Annotated in this window: 16 protein-coding genes; 10 read left to right on the top strand and 6 right to left on the bottom strand. The window is 38.6% G+C overall.

The genetic code is table 11. The features are described from left to right. Nucleotides 1–94: 94 nt before the first annotated feature. The gene (locus PTI45_RS21955; protein WP_069329710.1) at nucleotides 95–799 is read right to left on the bottom strand and encodes an MBL fold metallo-hydrolase; all 705 of its coding nucleotides are present in this window, start codon (nucleotides 797–799) and stop codon (nucleotides 95–97) included. A 14-nt stretch (nucleotides 800–813) separates the two neighbouring features. Beyond that, nucleotides 814–2,445, bottom strand: coding sequence for a PTS transporter subunit EIIC (locus PTI45_RS21950; protein ID WP_245703529.1), 1,632 nt, complete (start codon nucleotides 2,443–2,445; stop codon nucleotides 814–816). 124 nt (nucleotides 2,446–2,569) lie between these two features. Here PTI45_RS21950 and PTI45_RS21945 point away from each other — a divergent pair, with 124 nt between their 5' ends. Genes PTI45_RS21945 through PTI45_RS21935 form a run of 3 tightly spaced genes read left to right on the top strand, consistent with a single transcriptional unit; the run spans nucleotide 2,570 to nucleotide 5,270 of the window. Further along, nucleotides 2,570–3,331, top strand: coding sequence for a DeoR/GlpR family DNA-binding transcription regulator (locus PTI45_RS21945; RefSeq protein ID WP_069329708.1), 762 nt, complete (start codon nucleotides 2,570–2,572; stop codon nucleotides 3,329–3,331). Nucleotides 3,332–3,347: 16 nt separating this feature from the next. Then, a complete protein-coding gene (locus PTI45_RS21940; protein WP_069329707.1) occupies nucleotides 3,348–4,742 on the top strand; it encodes a M24 family metallopeptidase in 1,395 nt (464 codons plus the stop codon). 21 nt (nucleotides 4,743–4,763) lie between these two features. After that, nucleotides 4,764–5,270 (top strand): PTS sugar transporter subunit IIA, encoded by a 507-nt coding sequence (locus tag PTI45_RS21935; protein ID WP_069329706.1) that lies wholly within the window; start codon nucleotides 4,764–4,766, stop codon nucleotides 5,268–5,270. Between the two features lie 232 nt (nucleotides 5,271–5,502). Here PTI45_RS21935 and PTI45_RS21930 read toward each other — a convergent pair whose 3' ends face one another. After that, the gene (locus PTI45_RS21930; RefSeq protein WP_069329705.1) at nucleotides 5,503–6,684 is read right to left on the bottom strand and encodes a matrixin family metalloprotease; all 1,182 of its coding nucleotides are present in this window, start codon (nucleotides 6,682–6,684) and stop codon (nucleotides 5,503–5,505) included. 94 nt (nucleotides 6,685–6,778) lie between these two features. Between PTI45_RS21930 and PTI45_RS21925 the strand changes: the two genes are divergently transcribed. Then, a complete protein-coding gene (locus PTI45_RS21925) occupies nucleotides 6,779–7,159 on the top strand; it encodes a hypothetical protein (RefSeq protein ID WP_069329704.1) in 381 nt (126 codons plus the stop codon). A gap of 412 nt (nucleotides 7,160–7,571) precedes the next feature. On the opposite strand, the gene pyk is transcribed toward PTI45_RS21925, so the two are convergent. Further along, nucleotides 7,572–8,987, bottom strand: coding sequence for a pyruvate kinase (pyk, locus tag PTI45_RS21920; protein WP_069329703.1), 1,416 nt, complete (start codon nucleotides 8,985–8,987; stop codon nucleotides 7,572–7,574). A gap of 291 nt (nucleotides 8,988–9,278) precedes the next feature. Here pyk and PTI45_RS21915 point away from each other — a divergent pair, with 291 nt between their 5' ends. Then, the gene (locus PTI45_RS21915) at nucleotides 9,279–10,061 is read left to right on the top strand and encodes a helix-turn-helix transcriptional regulator (protein ID WP_069329702.1); all 783 of its coding nucleotides are present in this window, start codon (nucleotides 9,279–9,281) and stop codon (nucleotides 10,059–10,061) included. Nucleotides 10,062–10,075: 14 nt separating this feature from the next. Here PTI45_RS21915 and PTI45_RS21910 read toward each other — a convergent pair whose 3' ends face one another. Continuing rightward, nucleotides 10,076–10,939: an AraC family transcriptional regulator gene (locus PTI45_RS21910; RefSeq protein WP_241669410.1), complete on the bottom strand. Its 864-nt coding sequence runs from the start codon at nucleotides 10,937–10,939 to the stop codon at nucleotides 10,076–10,078. Between the two features lie 175 nt (nucleotides 10,940–11,114). Here PTI45_RS21910 and melA point away from each other — a divergent pair, with 175 nt between their 5' ends. The 3 genes from melA to abnB all read left to right on the top strand — a co-directional run bounded on the left by melA (nucleotide 11,115) and on the right by abnB (nucleotide 16,232). Further along, a complete protein-coding gene (gene melA, locus PTI45_RS21905) occupies nucleotides 11,115–12,413 on the top strand; it encodes an alpha-glucosidase/alpha-galactosidase (protein WP_069329700.1) in 1,299 nt (432 codons plus the stop codon). Nucleotides 12,414–12,514: 101 nt separating this feature from the next. Beyond that, nucleotides 12,515–13,558 (top strand): C40 family peptidase, encoded by a 1,044-nt coding sequence (locus PTI45_RS21900; protein WP_069329699.1) that lies wholly within the window; start codon nucleotides 12,515–12,517, stop codon nucleotides 13,556–13,558. A gap of 289 nt (nucleotides 13,559–13,847) precedes the next feature. Then, entirely contained in the window at nucleotides 13,848–16,232 is a 2,385-nt protein-coding gene (abnB, locus tag PTI45_RS21895; RefSeq protein ID WP_069329698.1) for an arabinan endo-1,5-alpha-L-arabinosidase AbnB, read from the top strand. 208 nt (nucleotides 16,233–16,440) lie between these two features. On the opposite strand, the gene PTI45_RS21890 is transcribed toward abnB, so the two are convergent. Beyond that, the gene (locus PTI45_RS21890) at nucleotides 16,441–18,069 is read right to left on the bottom strand and encodes a tetratricopeptide repeat protein (RefSeq protein WP_069329697.1); all 1,629 of its coding nucleotides are present in this window, start codon (nucleotides 18,067–18,069) and stop codon (nucleotides 16,441–16,443) included. 200 nt (nucleotides 18,070–18,269) lie between these two features. Here PTI45_RS21890 and PTI45_RS21885 point away from each other — a divergent pair, with 200 nt between their 5' ends. Together PTI45_RS21885 and PTI45_RS21880 are read left to right on the top strand one after the other, a co-directional pair. After that, a complete protein-coding gene (locus PTI45_RS21885; protein ID WP_161594289.1) occupies nucleotides 18,270–18,938 on the top strand; it encodes a TetR/AcrR family transcriptional regulator in 669 nt (222 codons plus the stop codon). Nucleotides 18,939–18,969: 31 nt separating this feature from the next. Beyond that, nucleotides 18,970–20,445, top strand: coding sequence for an efflux RND transporter periplasmic adaptor subunit (locus PTI45_RS21880; RefSeq protein ID WP_083243675.1), 1,476 nt, complete (start codon nucleotides 18,970–18,972; stop codon nucleotides 20,443–20,445). Nucleotide 20,446: the final 1 nt, after the last annotated feature.

The following is a 20,446-nucleotide window of genomic DNA, read 5'->3' as shown; positions in this document are numbered from 1 at the left end:
AGCAAATTTATCTCTTTTGTGTAACAAAAGGAAATGCTTAAATCAAAAAAGGTGGATGTTTAGAGTAATATCTAAACGTCCACCTTTTTTCTGTTTACCGATTATTCAATAAATAGTATTTGTAAGCGATTTTGATACTTTCTTGTACATTATTGCGGATACGAGGAATACCGTGTCCTCCTGCAATAATGGTAGGGGTTAGAGAAAGGCTCCAAAGCTTGGCAAAACTTCTTCCTAGCTTTTCTCCGCTATATCCCAGATCACCTTTCCAACCGGTTGAAGCGATATTTCCTGTTTCACCATCTACAAAGAACATGTCCCCTGTAAATAATATCCGTTCATTTTCTAATTGTAGATAAAAAATAACACTGCCATCTGTGTGGCCAGGCATGAGATAGACATCAATAGTTAGGTTTTCGATAATTAATGTAGTGTCTTCAGTAAACAATTGATCTGGAAAGCAAGAGGGCATGACATGGTTTGTCTGAGGGCTTTCTATCCCAAAGTTACCTTCTTCCATCATCGTTCGATCTGCGGCACCTACATAAACTTTCGCCCCTTGTTTTTGAAAATGGGCAGCGCAACCAGCGTGATCATCATGTCCATGTGTGAGTAAAACATGAGTGATAGCTTGCTCATCAATATCCCAATACTTTAAATTTTCAAGTAGCGTATCTAATGCACCCGGACTACTACTATCAATTAAAATAAAACCACCATTGTGCTTAACTACATAAGCATTGCCTAACTTCCCATACGTACCCCCAGAAATTAGGAATACTCCTTTTGTTAATTGCATATGGATTCACTTCCTTATTTAATAGTTTGAATATATTCTTCCAGTTCTGTTTTGATGTTACTCACTTTAGGGCCATAAATGACTTGAATATTATTTCCTTTAATAAAAACACCTGCGGCACCTGTTTGTTTTAACTGTTCTTCGTTGACTGTGTCACTTGTTGTCAATGTGACACGCAATCGAGTTGCGCAACTATCAATCTCTTGGATGTTGTCCAAGCCACCAAGTCCTTCAATAATATCTATACTAATCTTCTGGGCATCGGTTAAGTGAGTGCTAATAGCGGAGGTTTCTTGAGTTTTTTTCTCAAGGTAGTCGCTTTTGGTATGCAATTTCACTTCATCCACACTATCGTCTCTACCGGGTGTTTTGATATTGAATTTTAAGATCATATAACGGAATACAAAGTAGTAAATAAAGGCATACACCACACCTACAATCAAGATGGATATCCATTGAGTACGATCATTTCCTGGAATAATACCGTAGATAATAAAGTCCAGTGCTCCTCCAGAGAACGTATAACCCACTCCTGCATCCAAAAGATATACCAAAGCAAAAGATAAACCACTTAATACACAATGGACACCAAAGAACAGTAATGGGGAAGCAAAAAGGAATGAAAACTCTAAAGGTTCAGTAATCCCTGTTAAAAATGAAGCTACACTTGACGAGAACAACAGACCTTTCACTTTAGCTTTATTCTTTTTAAAAGCGGTATGATACATAGCGAGGGCAGCGGCTGGAAAACCGAACATCATAATGGGGTAATTACCCGAGTAGTATTGAGCGACAGAAGGATTAATCACATCTCCACTCATTAACTGAGCAAATAATATATTTTGAGCTCCTTCCAAAAATTGACCGTTCACTTCTGCGGTTCCGCCGAGTGCTGTTTGCCAGAAAGGAAGATAGAATACGTGGTGCAAACCTGTCGGAATTAATGCTCGTAAAATAAAACCATATAAAAATGTACCGAAAGCTCCCATATGGGCAATACCCACACCGAGTGCAGCAATGCCCGTTGCAAAGAGGGGCCATATAAAAGCAAGAAGTATTCCAACCACAATGGCTACCAGAGAAGAAATAATGGGTACGAAGTGAGTACCTCCGAAAAACGCAAGCATTTCAGGAAGCTTTATTTTATAATATCTATTATGAAGAAAGGCAACGACAAGACCCATGATTACGCCCCCAAGAACGCTAGTATTCATGGTGTTTTCAAACCCAAGAAAGTCTCTAATTAATCCGGGTGTCTGTTGAAGTTGGTTAAGGTCCATGAAATTTTTGATGGTGCTTGTAATGGACATATTCATTACAAAATAAGCAATTAAAGCGGAAAGAGCAGCGACTTCTTTACTTTGTTTGGCCAATCCAATAGCGACTGCAACTGTGAATAATAGAGGTAAGATGCCAAAAATCACATTTCCACCATCAGTTAGAACAGAAAGTAGCTTGAACAAGAAGCTACTTTCTTGAACAAATGTAGAGCGTTCTGGATTGGTAAGCGTAGATCCCACACCCAACAACAGACCTGCAATAGGAAGCACTGCAATAGGCAACATGAATGACTTCCCCATTTTTTGCAAAGCGCCAAAAATGTTATTTTTCATACGTGGATTTTCCCTTCGTTGTTTGAATGGCACAGAAATAGAACGTTTACATAAGGTATGCAGAAGAGAAAGAGAATGCAATGCTTAAAGACTGCATCAGGGTGCAGGCTTATTATAAATGCATAAAGTGATAATTTAATTGCGAGGAGAGAATGTAATGTTGATTGAAGAAAGATTGGAACGCATAAAGTCTATTATTGAGGAAAGTAAAAGTGCAACGATTGAAGTATTAGCAGAAGCGCTAAACGTTTCCAAAGATACAATTAGAAGAGACTTAATTAAGTTAGAGCAACAAAATATGATTCGTCGTACTCATGGAGGTGCGGTATCTACTAATCGTGAAGCGATGATTCTAAATTATGAGCAACGATCTAGTCGGTATGGATTGATTAAAGAAAAAATAGCGCAAAAGGTTGCAGAAGTCCTTAATGATCATTCAAGTGTTTTCTTTGACTCATCAACGACAGTAGAAGCTGCCATTATGCAATTAGGCAATAAAAGCCTTTATGCCATTACCAATTCCTTAACGCATGCTCAGGCACTGGCCAAGTATGAAAAGATGGATATTACCCTTCTTCCAGGCAAGCTTCATAAAGAGCAACTTTTCTTGCATGGGGCAGAAACTGTGAAAAAAATCGAGCAATACAATACCGACTATACGTTGCTAGGTGTTTTTGCATTATCTAAAGATGGTCTGTTTATCCATACCGAAGAAGAAGGTCTAGTTAAGCGGCAAATGATAAGTCAGGGGCATACGGTTATTGCACTTGCTGATCATACAAAGATAGATACAACTGGATTTTTCAAAGTTTGCTCATTATCAGAAATTGATATTTTAATTACAGATCAACAGCCGGAGCCTTCTTTTGTAGAACATTTCAAAAAAAATAAGGTGCAGGTGATTTTGACGGACGAATAAGAGGAGCGGAAAATGAATGTCTAAACATGAAATCATCCTAGATACAGTGGATATGCCTAAACTATTCGAAAATATTGCACCGACGATGTTAACCGATACAACTATGGATGAGCGTAAAAGCAAAGTGTTGCAAGCGATGAAAGCGGACGGATACGATACGTTAATCATTTATGCGGATAAAGAACATGGGAGTAATTTTGAATATTTGACGGGCTTTCTTCCTCGATTTGAAGAGGGGTTACTTATCATTGAAAATACAGGGCACTGTACAGTGGTATTAGGGAATGAGAATTTGAAAATGGCTAATCATTCACGTGTGCAGGTAACTCTCAAGCACAACCCTATATTTTCATTGCCTAACCAACCTATGGATAATGAAGTTTTGCTAGAAGACATTTTTCGAGAAATAGGATTACATCACCATAATAAGATTGGTGTAGTTGGATGGAAGATGTTTACTACGCGGAATAGTGAATCTTCTACTTATTTTGATTTGCCTTACTTTATTGTTGAGGCTATAAAAAATGTAATCAAAGTAGATGCTGAACTATTGAATGCTACTCATCTTTTTATTGGAGGAGACAATGGTGTTCGTACTATCAATAATGCAAATGAAATTGCACATTACGAATATGGTTCCAATTTAGCTTCTTCTTGCATTTTGTCGGCAATGAATGCAATTGATATAGGAGTTACAGAGTCCGAAGTCGGAAGCAAATTAACAGCAGAAGGTCAGTATCATTCGGTGGTTACTATTGCGGCAACAGGTACTCGCTTTGAAAAAGCTAACTTTTATCCAACTCATAAGCAGATTGAACTAGGTGATCCCATGTCGATCACGACAGGTTTTAAGGGCGGTTTGTCGAGTCGTACAGGATTTGTGATTGAGAGCGAGGATCAGCTCCCTGCTTCTCAGCAAGACTATATCGCTCGTATAGCTAAGCCGTATTACACTGCTGTAGTCAAATGGTTAGAAACAATTCGTGTTGGAATGCACGGAGGAGAACTTTACGAAGTGATCGAAGAGGTATTCCCAAAAAGTGAATATCACTGGCACCTTAATCCAGGTCATTTAGTATCAGATGAAGAGTGGATGTCATCGCCTATTTACAACGGTTCCACAGAAGAAATCAAAAGTGGTATGATTTTTCAAATTGATATCATTCCATCGGTACCCGGCTATACAGGTGTGAGTGCAGAAGAGTGTGTAGCTATCGCAGATGAGACTTTACAAGCTATAATCAGACATGACTATCCTGAGTTATGGGAACGAATCACAACCAGAAGAGACTACCTTGAGAATCAACTCCATATTAAAGTTGGAAAAGAGATTCTACCCCTCTCAAATACAGTTGCCTATTTACGTCCTTTTTATTTGGCTAAATCGCAAGCATTCAAAGTAAATAAATAAGTTTTTTGGGAGAGGATTCATATGTTTGAAAAGTGGAAAAGAAAATCATCAACTGAAAATAAAAAGATACAGATTGCATCACCGCTCACTGGTCAGGCTGTACCCTTAAAAGAAGCTCCGGATGAAGCTTTTGCAGCAGGATATATGGGACCAGGTATTGCAATTGTACCTCAAGAAGGTCGGTTGGTGGCTACATTTGATGGACTATTAGCTCATGTATTCAAAACTAAGCACGCTGTGATTATCGAGCACTCATCTGGAATTCAACTTTTGTTGCATATTGGTATGGATACCGTGTCATTGAAAGGTCAAGGATTTACGGCTCATGTCGAAACAGGACAAGAGGTAAAAGCCGGTCAATTATTGATTGAATTTGATATTGATTTTATTAAAGAAGCAGGATATCCGGTAATTACTCCGGTTGTTTTCTCCAATGCTAATGAAGTACCGTACACTACAGAATGGACAGTTGGATCTGTTCAAGCAGGAAAGGATATTATTTCAATAGCAACATGTAATGATTCTTAGGATTATCGTGTGATACCTTTGATAAACCTTTTAAAGGTAATGAATGATATATGCTTAAGCACTATGCTAGATACTCAAAACAAAAAGACCTGTACACCGACCACTTTTCACAAAGTATCGGATACAGGTCTTTTTAATATTTATTCAAATTAGACAGGGGCGCATAGTGATCATTAGTCGGCGTTTTTTACTGGGTTAAGGTTACTAGCATAAGCCCTAAAATAAACTTGATTTATTGAATCGGTAAGTCGATCTTTTCTATAAGTTCAGAAAGACTTGATCCAGAAATGGTATCAACGGTTCCTTCTTCTTCAGTTTCTAAGTACAAGCCGTTGCTTACGTGAAACTTATGGGTGTAGTCTTGCTTTCCAACTAAATTGCTTTCAACCTGAACATTATCCTGATTAGTAATAATTAAAGAAAATGGTTCAATTGCTCCATAATAATTATTAAGCTTATCGTCTTTTTTCAAGAAGAGTAGATATTTTTGACCGGCAGTAGGTTCAATAAAACGTGGATCATCTACCTTTACTTCTTGCGTCATTCCTTCTTCTAATTCGACTTTAATCATGTCAGAAGCTCGATGATTAACTTTAATCTCTTTTTCTGAAAGGTTCCCTTTTAATACGTTTTCTATTTTAAATTTATAAAGTCTTCCTTCAGCATATTTTTCAGAACTTTCTTTTAAAGGGTTCTCAGGATTACGTGACATATTCCATTTTTCATACTCATTTGAAGTATATTCACCACTTATAACTACATCAGCTTCACTAGTCATTTCTTGAATTGTACTCGCAGTGGGAAAATCATAACTTAAATTTATTTGTGAAGTTTCTTCCTGAGGTGCTTTTTCGGTAGTAGCAGTTAGTGAATTCCACCCAATTGTTCCAACATACAGTTGTTTCATAGTTTGAACATCATATGAAGTTGGATAGTATAAGTTATTTCTGTTTCTTTCATTACTCATTATAGAATTTTGTGTGTTGTGCGCTAAACCCATCGAATGACCAATTTCATGCACAGCCACACTTAAAGGAACATTGGTATTTACATTATTTGAATTCCCAGAATTAATCTCTCCCGTAAAACTAGTTACTATATTGGAGGAAGAATATCTTGTGGTCATACGTCCATATAAGTCTGATGACTCATAAAATTCTCCAAGTGTATTTGCGGAATTAGAATGTTGGTAAATGTTCATACCTTTACCATTCCATGAGTTGACTGCACCAGTCCAAGCATTTTTAAAAGTGGTATTGTTGAAATTTGGTGCCCATTTGTAAGTCATATCTTTTGCAAAATAACGCCATTTTTCAGTTTCATTTGCTGAAGCTGTTCGAACTGCTGTCATAGAAGCTGTGGAAACTAATGCTAAACTTAGTAAAGAGACCAAAAATACTTTTCCTTTTCCCAAAAAGATCACTCCTTAATATTATATAATTGGATTTAAAATCCAATCTTTTATATAATAACATTTATTTGTATAAGTTGAAAAAAGAGGTGATTAAATGAAATATCTTTTATTTGTATTTTTAGTTTTAATGGTTGGATGCCAGGATTTAAATTCTGGAACCCATATTAGTAGAAGTTCTGTTGAGGGTGTAGCAAGTCATATACTTAGTCAAAATCCAGATGCAGATTTCTTTGTTTTTGAAGAAAGGATTTATTTGAAAAAAGATAATGTAGATACTTCAAATATTAGACGCGGAGAAATAGCAGGGAAAATTGAAAGTAATCTTAGTCCAAACTTAACATTCGAAAACTTATCTGCAACAAATATCCCAATAAATACGAAAATCTACAAATTAAAAAATGAGAAATCACTTGATCGTTTAATTGCAGATATTGATGGCCAATTGATTTTATATCAAGTAGCAATAGAAGGCTAAATAAACTTTCTGTTTATTAATTTAAGGATAACCCCCTCAACAGAGGGGGTTATTGAGAGTAACTTCATACGTATTTTCATTCTATTTGTTAATATTTTCGATTGAATATTTATAGTCTGCTATATTATCTAAAAACTTAGTTGAATCGCCTGATATAATAATTGCTTGAAAATTAGTAAATATGAGTGTAACTACTTTCTCATCGTCAGATTCAATTCGTAAAGCTCAAATCATGATGGTAAATGTATAAACACATATACATATTGAATAATTTCTAAGTCTTCATGAATACAGAGTTAGATTAGATCGTAATTTATACTCAAAACAAAAAGACCTGTACAACGACCACTTTTCACAAAGTATCGGATACAGGTCTTTTTGATATTTATTCAAATCATATTAAAGGATGAAATTATACTTGTTGTACTTTGAGCAAGTTGGTATTACCAGATTGTCCAATGGGCACACCAGCAGATAATACGATAACATCGCCTTTGTTGATGTAACCTGTGTTGATGGCATTACGTGTAGCAGATTCGAACATCTCATCAGTAGTGCTTACAGCGTCGCCTTTAACCGGGATCACACCAGACAATAGACATACTTTAGCCATCACTGAATCATGTTGAGTGACTGCAAAGATAGGTGCTTGTGGACGGTACTTGGAGATCATACGAGCGGTAAATCCACTCTCTGTTGAAATAATGATCGCTTTAGCCGCTAGTTCAAGCGAAGCACTTACCGCACTCTGGCTGATCACTTCTGTGATGTTGGTAGAGTGTGCTGCTCTTTTTTTAGAAAATTGTTCGTAGTAGTCGATCATCGTCTCTGCACGTTGTGCAACAGCTGCCATCGTTTGAACCGATTGTACAGGATACTTACCTGCTGCGGATTCACCAGACAACATGACTACGTCTGCGCCTTGCAATACTGCATTCGCTACGTCACTGACTTCTGAGCGAGTTGGACGCGGGTTCACTTGCATAGATTCCAACATATGTGTAGCAACGATAACAGGTTTACCTGCTAAGTTACATTTATCGATCATTTCTTTTTGCATCATGGGTACGTCTTGAATCGGAACTTCAACCCCAAGATCACCACGAGCAACCATAATACCGTCAGAAGCAACGATAATATCGTTCAGGTTAGTCATACCTTCTTGGTTTTCGATTTTAGAGTAGATTTGAACATGTTCTGCATTGTTTTCAGCTAAGATTCCACGAATTTCGCGAATATCGTCGCCTTTACGAACGAAAGAAGCAGCGATCATTTCGATGTTTTGCTCTAATCCGAAGTGAATATGCATAACATCACGTTCTGTTACCCCTGGCAAAGTCGTGTGAATACCCGGTAAGTTTACACCTTTACGAGGTTTGAGTGTACCACCGCTAATAATATCGCAGTAGATATCGTTTCCTCTGATTTCACGTACATTCAGATCCACCAGACCATCATCAATAAGAATGCGATCTCCTGCTTTAACAACTTCATTTAATTCAGAATAGTTTACACCGATACGTTCAGCATCGCCCAAAATTTCATCTGTTGTCAAAATCAATTGCCCGCCTGCACGTAATTCGCAGGAAGCTTCTCTTAATTTACCGATACGGACTTCAGGTCCTTTGATATCCATCATAATTGGAACAAATGTATTCAGTTCAGAAGCAGCTTGACGTACATTCTGGATACGCATCACATGATCTTCTAATTCACCATGAGCCATATTCAGACGAGCTACCGTCATACCCGCTTTAATCATTTCTTTTAACATTTCTACAGAATCACAAGCAGGTCCCATCGTACAGATAATTTTAGTTCTAAGCATTGGTTATCCTCCTAGAAGCGATTTTATTTAGTATACACTTGAATGATTTTCGCACAATCAAATCGATTCATATTTCTTTCAATAAACTTGATTGTACGAAAATCATAATCAATTTCGTGATTATTCTATATATGATAAAACACTTTTCATAAATTATTGTACCTGTAATAAACACAGTATGCTATGAACTATAGTACAATTAGTAGACTATAGTACGCTTAAATACAAAAAGTGATGTCGGAAATGCTCATATTATAGGATTGAACTTGCGATAAAGGAGAAAAGATGCACATGTTGGAGATTGTTGATATACAGGAGCATGACAAGGTAGATTGGTATGAGAAAGAGCCATGTAGAGGACAGATCTATTGCCTTAGTCTAGTGACTTATGGAAAATGTGTATATTGGGTGAATGAGCAAAAGCAGATTATTGAAAAAGGAGAAATGCTACTTATTCCTGCTCATCTTGCATACTATGGCAAAAGTATTCCTACTATGATGCACACTAAATTAGTCATTTATTTCCGTGTGCAACAAGCAGATTTGGAATTATCGATTTTGCATCAAGCCGAGCCGTTAAGACTCAAACTAGGCTGTTATGATCTTATTCATGAAAAGCTAAAAGTGATTATTTTGCAATGGACAGAGCATACACCGTATTACGAATTGATGACACAGACGTTGTTAATGCAGTTATTAATTGAAGTCAGTCGTGAATACGATCAGAAGTTAATCAGTGCAGACAAACATCAATTAGTCGATATGATGAAGCACTATATTCAGCGTAATTACAACCATCGTATCACCAAAGAACAATTAGGTGAAGTGATTGAGCGAACACCGAATTATGCCGCTAATCTGTTCAAAAGTGTTACCAATCAGACGATCAGTGACTATGTCCATCATCAGCGGATGAAGCGTGCGGTGTATATGTTGACAGAATCTCAATTAACAATTGCAGAGATTTCTGAATTTTTGGGCTATCGTGATTTGTCATACTTTTATCGTGTATTCAAGCGCATGATGGGGACTGTTCCTTCTGAGTTGATGCAAGATCGTCCACCGATTTTATAACTAAAATATACGCACTACAATCGCTCACGAGTCTGCTTTGGCGAATGACCGATTACTTTTTTGAACATTTTAGAAAATAAAAAGGGATCTGTGTACCCGACTGAACGTGAAATATCGCTGATTGATAATTGACTATGATGAAGTAACTCTAACGCTCGTTTCATTCGGTATTCGATCATAAATTGCTGAAGCGATACACCAAGTTCCGCTTTGAACAGACCGGATAAATAGGTGCGATCCAGACCGACAGAAGCAGCGATATCCAGTACACTAATCTTCTGGCTGTAGCTATTTTCAATATATTCAATCGCTTGTTGCAAATAACGTTCTCTTGAAGGAGCTACCCGTAATGGAGTAGTTGATGCAGGAGCACAAGCTATTAATTCATAGATTAACTGATACAACATACCTTGCGCATAGACATCTTCGCCCGGTTCATTATAAGCGGCTAACAATTGATCATAAAAATGCTCAAACCATGACCGTCCCTGACTATCATACACAGGATGATCGAGTGTCAGATGCGCCCGCTGCATTAATGATTTGGCGTTGATCCCTTTAAATCCAATCCACGTATAGACCCACGGATCATCTGCATCTGCTTCATAATTCATAATCACATCTGGAAAAATCAGAAACCCTTGCCCTGCGGTAAGATGATATTCTCGCTCTTGAACTCGTAGAACACCTGATCCTTGATGAATATAGTGAAGAATATACGAATCTCTAACACCGGGGCCCCATGCGTGATTAGCCGTACATTGTTCAGTTCCAAAAAATAATAGGTTCAAATCCATAGGTGGGTAAGATACCGAATGAGTGTAATGCGTATACGGTAAATGGTTAAGCAACATCGTATCGATTCCTTTCCAAAGCACAATCGCTATCTATATATCTTTAGTATATCGTACATATTGACTTCATAACTAAAAAGATAAAATGGGATTATACCATGTTTATGATACTTTACTCTATGTTCTTATAAAGCGCTTACCTCTATAGTTAATCGTATTGAAGCCGCTTCATCAGATCTACATATGGAGGGAAATAATCATGAATAAAATTACTTTTATCGGCGCAGGTAGTACTGTATTTGTCAAAAATGTTTTGGGTGATGTGATGTTAACAGAAGCTTTGCAAGGCTTTGAACTTGCTCTATATGATATCGATCTCAACCGTCTGCAAGAATCAGAAAATCTATTAAATAGTATTAAAAACACCGTAGGCAGTACATGTGAAATTGTGACGTATCAAGACCGTAAAGAAGCGCTACGTGGCGCTAAATATGTGATTAATGCGATTCAAGTTGGCGGATATGATCCATGTACGATCACTGATTTTGAAATTCCTAAAAAATACGGATTACGTCAAACGATTGCAGATACGTTAGGCATAGGCGGGATCTTCCGTAATTTGCGTACGATTCCGGTGATGCTTGAATTTGCGAAAGATATGCGTGAAGTCTGTCCGAATGCTTTATTTTTAAATTATACCAATCCGATGGCGGTACTGACCAATGTGATGAATACCTATGGTGGGATTCAGACAGTGGGATTATGCCATAGTGTACAACAATGTATTCCGAACTTATTTGAAGCGCTTGGTATCGACCAGACGGGTATTCAGGCGAAAATCGCAGGCATAAATCATATGGCATGGTTACTTGAAGTGACACGAGATGGTGTCGATCTCTATCCTGAAATTAAACGTCTTGCCGCTGAAAAGCAAAAAACCAAACACGATGATATGGTACGTTTTGAGTTGATGTTAAGATTCGGCTACTATGTGACCGAGTCATCTGAGCATAATGCAGAATATCATCCGTATTTTATCAAGCGTCAGTATCCTGAATTGATCGAGAAGTTCAATATTCCATTAGACGAATACCCGCGTCGTTGTGTAGAGCAGATCAAAGGATGGAATGAAATGAAAGAACAGTTATTTGCGAGTGAGCATATCCAGCATACACGTAGTATGGAATACGCTTCTTATATTTTAGAAGCAATCGAAACAAATACACCTTACAAAATCGGAGCCAATGTGATGAATACTGGTCTGATTCCGAATTTGCCAACAGAAGCTTGTGTGGAAGTGCCTTGTCTGGTCGATGCTTCAGGTGTAACGCCAACGTATGCAGGCAATCTACCTCCACAATTAGCGGCGTTGAATCGCACAAGTATCAATACTCAATTGTTGACGATTGAAGCGGCGATCACAGGTAAAAAAGAACATATTTATCATGCGGCTATGCTTGATCCTCATACTGCTGCCGAGTTATCAATTGACGATATCGTGGCACTGTGTGATGAATTAATCGAAGCACATGGAGATTGGTTGCCTAAATATATCTAAAAAGCTAGCGAGAAATATAGCCGAAATGGTACTCCTATGCTCCACAGGCATGTTATGATAAAGTCTAACATCACTTTGAAGAACATAGGAGAATATGCTAAATGATGAGTAAAAAATCATGGTCTTTGTCGTTACTGAGCGTGTTACTACTATATATAGGATTCATGCCAGCAGTGTATGGCGCAAGTTCTACATCGACTTCAAGCACAGATATCTGCTCGACCAATACTAAAGTACGCAAACATTATATTAATGTCTCTGTAGCGACTTTATGGAAGCAGCCCGGATTAGAACGTAAACTAGATGCCCCTTCGTTATCAAGTCCAGTCGATATGAAAAAGTGGACGTCATCGATGTCTTCCACTACACAGCGTAGATGGTTAACTGGCAAAACAGAAACACAAGCTTTGTATGGACAAGAAGTACGCTTGTTACAAGTCAAAGGGGATTGGGCACAAGTTGCTGTTGTGGGACAATCGACACCCAAAAGCAAATATGGTTATCCAGGCTGGTTGTCTAAAGTGCAAGTTAGCACATTAAGTACTATCAATTATAGCCAGTGCCCTATAGCGATAGTGAGTGCTAAGACAGCTCCTGTATACAACGCCGATCAGACCACCAAGCGTATTGAAGTTAGTTTTAATACACGTTTTCCTGTGATTGCTCAAGAAGGGAACTGGGTGCAAGTCTGGACACCGGATGAAAGTAAGTCATGGATAAAGCAATCAGATGTGGCGGTATATGAATTATTGAAGGATATCCCTAAGCCAACAGGTGCTGATCTGGTAGCAACAGGTAAGCAATTTCTAGGATTGCCTTACTTGTGGGCAGGTATCTCAGCCTATGGATTCGATTGTTCTGGATTTACATCGACGGTGTACGGTTATCATGGTATATCCTTACCTCGTGATGCTTCAGCTCAGATCAAAGAAGGTACAGCAGTAAGCTGGAATGATTTACAACCGGGCGATCTAATGTTCTTCGCAACTAAAAATGGCAAAGGTAGTGTGCACCATGTCTCCATGTATATTGGGAATGGACAAATGATGCATTCACCAAAAGCAGGTAAAACGGTAGAAGTCATTTCAATCAACACAAGCGCTTATGCTAAAGAATTTGCAGGTGCTAGAAGATATCTTGATTAAAATGATGCTCAAAATCAAAGATTAATCAGAACTCTATGCCTTGAAAAGGGTATAGAGTTTTTTTGTATGCAACAAATTATAAGATTACACTTCATATAATTCATATAAACATTAATTAATTTACATATAAATAAATAATTAGCTTGAAATAATCCTATAAACGCTATATATTATGTTTGTAAGCGTTTTTATAAACAAAAATTACATTGAATTACTAGATATAAAATATTTTAAAAGATAATAAATGTGTTAACGATTAAATATCTTGCATCCAAAAGGAGACTCATTAATGACAAAACACATGTGGACCAAAACAAGTCTGCTGGCATTAACAGCTGCATTACTTTTACCGGTAGGGCCAGCATGGGCAAGTGATAATGGCAATACATTATCAGCGTCTGAATCTGTATCTACAAGCAATCAAGCCCCTACATATCAGGAAGCTTCTGTGCATGATCCGTCTGTGATTCGTGTCGGCGATGAATTTTATATTTTTGGTTCTCATTTAGCATCTGCCAAGTCTAGTGATCTCATGAACTGGCAAATGATCTCTTCTGGTGTCGCCAATGGTAATCCGCTGATTCCCAATGTGAAAGAAGAGCTTAAAGAAACATTCGATTGGGCACAGTCAGATACCCTTTGGGCAGCAGATGTGATCCAGTTAGCAGATGGCAAATTTTATATGTACTACAACGCTTGTAAAGGAGATTCTCCTCGTTCGGCATTAGGAGTAGCGGTCTCTGATAATATCGAAGGGCCTTATAAAGATCAAGGTATTTTCCTCAAATCAGGGATGTGGGGCGAAGTTGGAGAAGGGGGTACGATCTATGATGCTACCAAAGATCCAAATGCGGTTGATCCCGATACCTTTTTCGATAAAGAAGGCAAGTTATGGATGGTGTACGGATCTTACTCTGGCGGTATCTTTATTCTGCAATTAGACCCTGTGAGTGGTAAGCCTCTTCCAGATCAAGGTTATGGTAAAAAGTTAATCGGTGGCAATCACAGTCGTATTGAAGGGCCTTATATGTTGTATAGCCCTGAAACCGATTATTACTACCTGTTCTTATCTTTCGGTGGACTGGATTCATTCGGAGGATACAATGTGCGTATAGCTCGGTCGCACAATCCGGATGGTCCTTTCTACGATGCACAAGGTAACGATATGACCAATGTCCAAGCCGATCCAGCCAAGCCACTATTCGATGATGCTTCGATTGCTCCGTATGGTGTGAAAATTATGGGGAATTACAATTTTGAACGTGCGATTGGTGATGCAGGTGAAGGTATCGGAGCTAATGCGGTGTCACCCGGGCATAATTCAGCCTATTATGATGAAAAAACAGGCAAGTATTTTCTGATTTTCCATTCGCGGTTTGTCGATCGTGGGGAAGAGCATGAAGTACGTGTACATGAAATGTTTATGAATGATCAGGGATGGCCGGTTGTGGCTCCTTATCGTTATGCAGGAGAAGCTGATCCTACTTCAACCGTTCAAGCCAAAGATATCGCGGGTGAGTACCAGTGGATCACGCAGGATAAAGAAATCAGTGCGAATGTCCATTCATCAGTGACTGTGCAACTGCAAGCCGATGGTCAGATTACAGGAGCTGTACAAGGCACATGGACATTACAGGGCGATCATGATGTACAGATTAAGATAGGCAATGTGCAATATGATGGTGTCTTCTTACATGAGACGAACCCACAATCAGGTGAGACTACGCTAACCCTAACAGCGCTATCAGAAAGTGGTGTAGGTGTGTGGGGTAGCCAGATGCAACCCAGAAAAGACAAGCAATTCGTATCTGCTGTGGATAAAGATCTTGATCTGGGCGATATTAGCAGTGTGTTCTATAACCTTGATCTACCTGCTAAAGGTACGCATGACACGCAAATCACATGGAAATCATCCAAGCCAAACATCATCTCCGACAAAGGAGTCGTGACACGTCCTGAAGCAGGAACAGGTAATGCCAAAGTCACGATGATTGCAACGATCACCAAAGGCGATGCCAAAAAGAATAAAAATTTTAAAGTGACTGTGTTAGAACAAGGACGTGGCCCATTATTAGGTGAATATCACTTTGATCAGACGTCCGGTACAACTGTACAAGATAATACGTACAATCATTATGACGGTACACTTCATGGAGCGACTTGGACAACAGCAGGTAAGCAAGGTGGAGCAGTAGAGCTGAATGGTGCTGACGGTTATGTACAATTGCCAGGAACCGTTACCGATGGACAAGACTTTACATTTGCCGGTTGGGTGAAATGGCAAGGTGGGGCGCCGTGGCAACGTATTTTAGACTTTGGGGATGGGATGAATAGCTTTATGTTTTTGACGCCTTCTCAAGGAACAGGGATGCAGTTTACGATCCATCAGCAAAATACGGATCAAAATCTAATCACTTCCACACCGCTTCCTTTAAATGAATGGGTACATGTAGCAGTCACTATTGAAGGAAAAACAGGCAAATTGTATGTGAATGGGAAGTTGTCTGCAACCAATGAAAAGATGACTTTTAATCCGAGTGATCTCATGACTCGTGAAGCATATTTAGGCAAAAGTCGCTTTGCAGCAGATGCGTATTTCAAAGGTGCCCTAGATACAGTACAAATTTATAACAAAGCGTTAAGCGAAGCAGAAGTTCAAGCGTTAGCAAAATAAATCACTCGTGAATCACAAATAGAATGACAGACTAATCATGTACCAATCCAAAGGTAGTCATAAAAATCAAATAGCAAAAAAGCGTCGAGTGCTGTATAGGCTCGACGCTTTTTGCTGTTCTCACAGAAACAGTATCTACATTTGTAAAGTGTATTACATCATAGGTCTTCCGTAATACATGATACAGAGAAATTGCAATCAACTGAGATCAGACCAAATGCAAATGCTGTTCAATCTGATCAGCCATATCCCAATCTTGCTTGGCTTTTTCAGTTTCTCCTAAAAAGTCGTAGATATAAAAACGATTGCGATAATACAATGCACTTGTCGTAGGATCACATTCTATTGCTTTGCTGTAATCCGCTAGAGCCGCTTCATAATCTTTGAGTCTTTGATAAGCAAAACCGCGGTTATTATACGATAAAGCATGGGTGGGATCAATAGAGATTGCTTGATCTAGGTACTGAATAGTTAATTCGTAATCTTTATTGTCTAAACAATACCAACTACACTCAAAATAAATCCAGACTGCATCAGGTTCAATCTCCATTAAGCGATGATAATCATGAATCACCCATGAACGGTATCCTTTGGCTTTGTACAGCGCAATTCGATTAATATAAGCTTGCTTATTGTGTTCATCTAGTTCTATCGCTCTCGCATAATCGTGTAAAGCCAGCTCGTCTTCTTGCTTGCATTGATAAGCCCAGCCACGACTTACATAATATTTAGATGTATTAGGATAGAACGTAATAGCCATATTATAATCTTGAATCGCTAAATCATATTGTTGACGATGAAGATAGATCAATCCTCTATTGTTGTAAGCTCGTGCTTGATTCGGTTGTAGCTCTATAGAGCGTGTGTAATCTTCAAAAGCCAGATCAGCACGATCATACACTTCATTATGAATCCAACCTCGATTGTAGTACGCATCACCATAACCGCTTTCTAAAGCAATATACGTATTCAAATCTTCCAGTGCCAGCGCATACTCTTGCAAATCGATGTACAATAGCGCCCGATTGTAGTGCATATCGATATTATAATCGCCACATTCGCTTGCTAATTGGTAATACTCTAACGCTCGCTGGGTATCCTCTATTTTGCCATAGTAGATTCCTAGATTCACATAAGCATTCGCATAATTGGCATCCAATTCGATTGCCTGTTCATAGTCAGCAACTGCTTGCGTATAGTTATCCACTCGGGCATAGGCGACCCCTCGATTATAATACGCATTGGCATCGGGTTGAAGCTCAACAATCGTATTCGCATATTCAAGTGAGCGATAAAGGTCTTTCTGTACAAAATAAATCTGACAACAATGATAATACGCATCGATATGCTTAGGATAACGATCGATCGCTTGATGGTAACTACGTAAAGCCAGATCTAAGCGTTGATCTTGTTCATATAACAATGCCCGTCCAAAATACGGAATATCATTTTCAGGATGATACTGAATCGCTTGTTGATAATCTTTAATCGCCAAAGCAGGTTGCTTCATATTCTCATAGACTTCCGCGCGCAAAATATGTATTCTCGCCAACAGCAAATGATCCGCAGTCTGAGCGATTAACATATTCAAGCGTACTAATTGATCATAATTATGTTCTGACTTACGAATATGATCCAATTGTTGCTGTACTTCTCGATGTAAGCTGAGATTGTGGCTCGCTTGTAATTGTACCTGTATCAAACGATACAGCTTTCGCAGACCTCTAACTGCATAGACCCCTATAGTAATCAATGCAAAAACAATACCAATTCCAATAACGATCCATATCGGATTCCATAGATCAGGCGTACTCCATACCAGAAGATAATGATTCATCAGCAACATCCCTTAATATTCTCAAATGTAGGAAATAGAATAAATACATTATAAAGTTTTCCATATCATATATGAAAAAAAGATTAGGAACAATAAAAAAATGTCGAAAAAACACATATTTCTATTTGACATTCATTTAAATTCGTAATATGATTTGACCAGAAAACTAAATTGGTTTTTTGGTCATGGAGGTAGAGCGAATGAATGATATACTAAACCAGAACCACCATTTGGAAGAAGAGTCTTCTTTAGAACAAATGTTGACGCTATTCATTTTTGGATCACTGGAGGATATCATGATGGAAGAAATATATGTAGACGAACGACGTTTGAAAATTTTAAATGCAGCTAAACAGGTGTTTTCTTTGTTTGGTTATAAAGGAACGACTGTGGAGCATATTGCTAAAACAGCAGGCATTAGCAAAGGTGCAATCTACCTCTTTTTTGAGACCAAAGAAGATATTTTAAAAGCGATCATTCATAATGTGAATGATGATCTGGCTCAAACGATTGATGACAATATGGCTATAGAAGGAACGATTCATGAAAAGCTTCATCATACAATACAGGGGTGTATGCAGTTCCGTAAAGATCATGAATTATTAAATAAACTCGAGCAAGAAGCTGTTGAATATTCGACAGAAGCTTCTAAGAACGCACTGGCAGAGATCAATTGTGAGACCGTTCATTTTATCGCCAGTCGCTTGGAAAAAGCGGAACAAGAGAATTTGATTCAAGTACCGGATAAATTATTAACTGCTTTTCTGTTGTGCCGCATGTATGAAGCATTGGTATTTGAATGGGAAAAGTTTGGTGATCCGTTGTCAGCAGATGAAGTGTTGGAACAGATTAAACGATTTATTTTATAACTATTTTTGGAATGATAAGGAGCAGATTAGAATGAAAATACGCAGTTTATCTGCTTTGTGCATCGTCTTAATGATGACTATTTTGAGCGCTTGTTCTACAGCAGATAGTCAAGCGCAAAGTGCCGAGCAAGCAAATGTGGAGTTAACCACTGTCAAAAAAGTAGCTTTAGATACTACCTATGATCTATCAGGAACATTAGCAGCATCAGATGAATATCCAGTGTCTTTTGAAATTAATGGAACGGTAGAAGACGTTCGTGGCAGTGTAGGGGATACCGTGAAGCAAGGAGAGCTACTTGCTAATCTAGATCCTGCTGATCTTCAATTAAAAATAAGCGATGCAGCGCAAGCCGCTCAGCAAGCACAAGCCGGTATCTCTAGTGCACAAGCAACATTGAAAAGTGCTCAAGGTGGGCTAAGCAAAGCACAGGCTTCGAAGCAATCGGCAGCCGCAGGTGTAGCCGCAGCAAATGCTAAAGTAGAAAGTGCTCGTGCAGCAGAGCGTGGAGTCACCGATGGTGCACGTTCACAACAAAAGAATCAAGCTATTAATGCTGTTAACAAGGCACAGACGACATATAATCAAAACAAAATTGAAGCGGATCGAGCTTCTACTTTGTATCAAAATGGGCTATTAACTAAGCAAGAGTATGAGCAAGCACAGACAGCGGTAGAAGTCGCTGAGCAAAGTCTGAATGATGCGAAGCAACAACTATCTCTTTTACAAGAAGGAGCAAGTGCATCTGACCGTGCAAGTGCAGCATCAGCAGTTAAAGAAGCTCAAGCTGGCGTGCAATCTGCTGAAACAGGTATACAACAAGCAAATGCAGAAGTGGAGCAAGCACAAGCCGCGATTGCACAAGCACAAGCAGGTGTAGAACAAGCACAAGCAAGCTATCAACAAGCGATTGTCGCTCAAAAAGAAGCAGCGCTTAGTTTATCCAGAACGACATTGAAATCTTCTGTAAGTGGTGTGATTTTGGAGAAAGATATCTCAAGCGGACAGACCATCTCAGCAGGAACTCCTGTATTTACAATCGGTAAAGTGAATCAGCTTAAAGTATTGCTACCGATTGCAGATCAAGAATTGAAAAATTGGAAAGTCGGTCAAAAGATCAGTATCAATCTGTATGATCAAGTTCGTACAGGAACAGTCAAAAAATTATATCCAGCTACCAACAAAAATACTGGTTCAATCAATGCAGAAGTGGTCATTGCTAATCCACAGCAAGATTGGAAACCCGGGCAAGTGGTTAAAGCTTCACAACAAGCTACAGGACGAACAGGCATTGCTGTACCTGCTTCGGCTGTGATCAGTACCTCGAACAATCCTTATGTATTTGTGAATCAAAAAGGAAAAGCAGTTAAAAAAACCGTTCAAATTGGTGAATTATACAATAATCAGTATGAGATCAAGTCTGGTCTACAAGTGGGTGATCAGATTGTCAGCAGCGGTGCCGATCGTCTAATGAATGGCGATGTGTTGCAAGTACAGAAGGGGCAATAAC

It is taken from the genome of Paenibacillus nuruki (assembly GCF_001721045.1).
Classification (GTDB): domain Bacteria; phylum Bacillota; class Bacilli; order Paenibacillales; family Paenibacillaceae; genus Saccharibacillus; species Saccharibacillus nuruki.
Note: the sequence above shows the minus strand (reverse complement) of the source record. Positions and strands in the feature narration are given on the sequence as shown.

What these genes read in the sequence shown, in the direction of transcription:
- PTI45_RS21955 (WP_069329710.1), bottom strand. Translation starts at nt 799, where the DNA reads ATGCAATTAACAAAAGGAGTATTCCTAATTTCTGGGGGTACGTATGGG.
- PTI45_RS21945 (WP_069329708.1), top strand. Translation starts at nt 2,570, where the DNA reads ATGTTGATTGAAGAAAGATTGGAACGCATAAAGTCTATTATTGAGGAA.
- PTI45_RS21940 (WP_069329707.1), top strand. Translation starts at nt 3,348, where the DNA reads ATGTCTAAACATGAAATCATCCTAGATACAGTGGATATGCCTAAACTA.
- PTI45_RS21935 (WP_069329706.1), top strand. Translation starts at nt 4,764, where the DNA reads ATGTTTGAAAAGTGGAAAAGAAAATCATCAACTGAAAATAAAAAGATA.
- PTI45_RS21925 (WP_069329704.1), top strand. Translation starts at nt 6,779, where the DNA reads ATGAAATATCTTTTATTTGTATTTTTAGTTTTAATGGTTGGATGCCAG.
- pyk (WP_069329703.1), bottom strand. Translation starts at nt 8,987, where the DNA reads ATGCTTAGAACTAAAATTATCTGTACGATGGGACCTGCTTGTGATTCT.
- PTI45_RS21915 (WP_069329702.1), top strand. Translation starts at nt 9,279, where the DNA reads ATGTTGGAGATTGTTGATATACAGGAGCATGACAAGGTAGATTGGTAT.
- melA (WP_069329700.1), top strand. Translation starts at nt 11,115, where the DNA reads ATGAATAAAATTACTTTTATCGGCGCAGGTAGTACTGTATTTGTCAAA.
- PTI45_RS21900 (WP_069329699.1), top strand. Translation starts at nt 12,515, where the DNA reads ATGATGAGTAAAAAATCATGGTCTTTGTCGTTACTGAGCGTGTTACTA.
- abnB (WP_069329698.1), top strand. Translation starts at nt 13,848, where the DNA reads ATGACAAAACACATGTGGACCAAAACAAGTCTGCTGGCATTAACAGCT.
- PTI45_RS21890 (WP_069329697.1), bottom strand. Translation starts at nt 18,069, where the DNA reads ATGAATCATTATCTTCTGGTATGGAGTACGCCTGATCTATGGAATCCG.
- PTI45_RS21885 (WP_161594289.1), top strand. Translation starts at nt 18,270, where the DNA reads ATGAATGATATACTAAACCAGAACCACCATTTGGAAGAAGAGTCTTCT.
- PTI45_RS21880 (WP_083243675.1), top strand. Translation starts at nt 18,970, where the DNA reads ATGAAAATACGCAGTTTATCTGCTTTGTGCATCGTCTTAATGATGACT.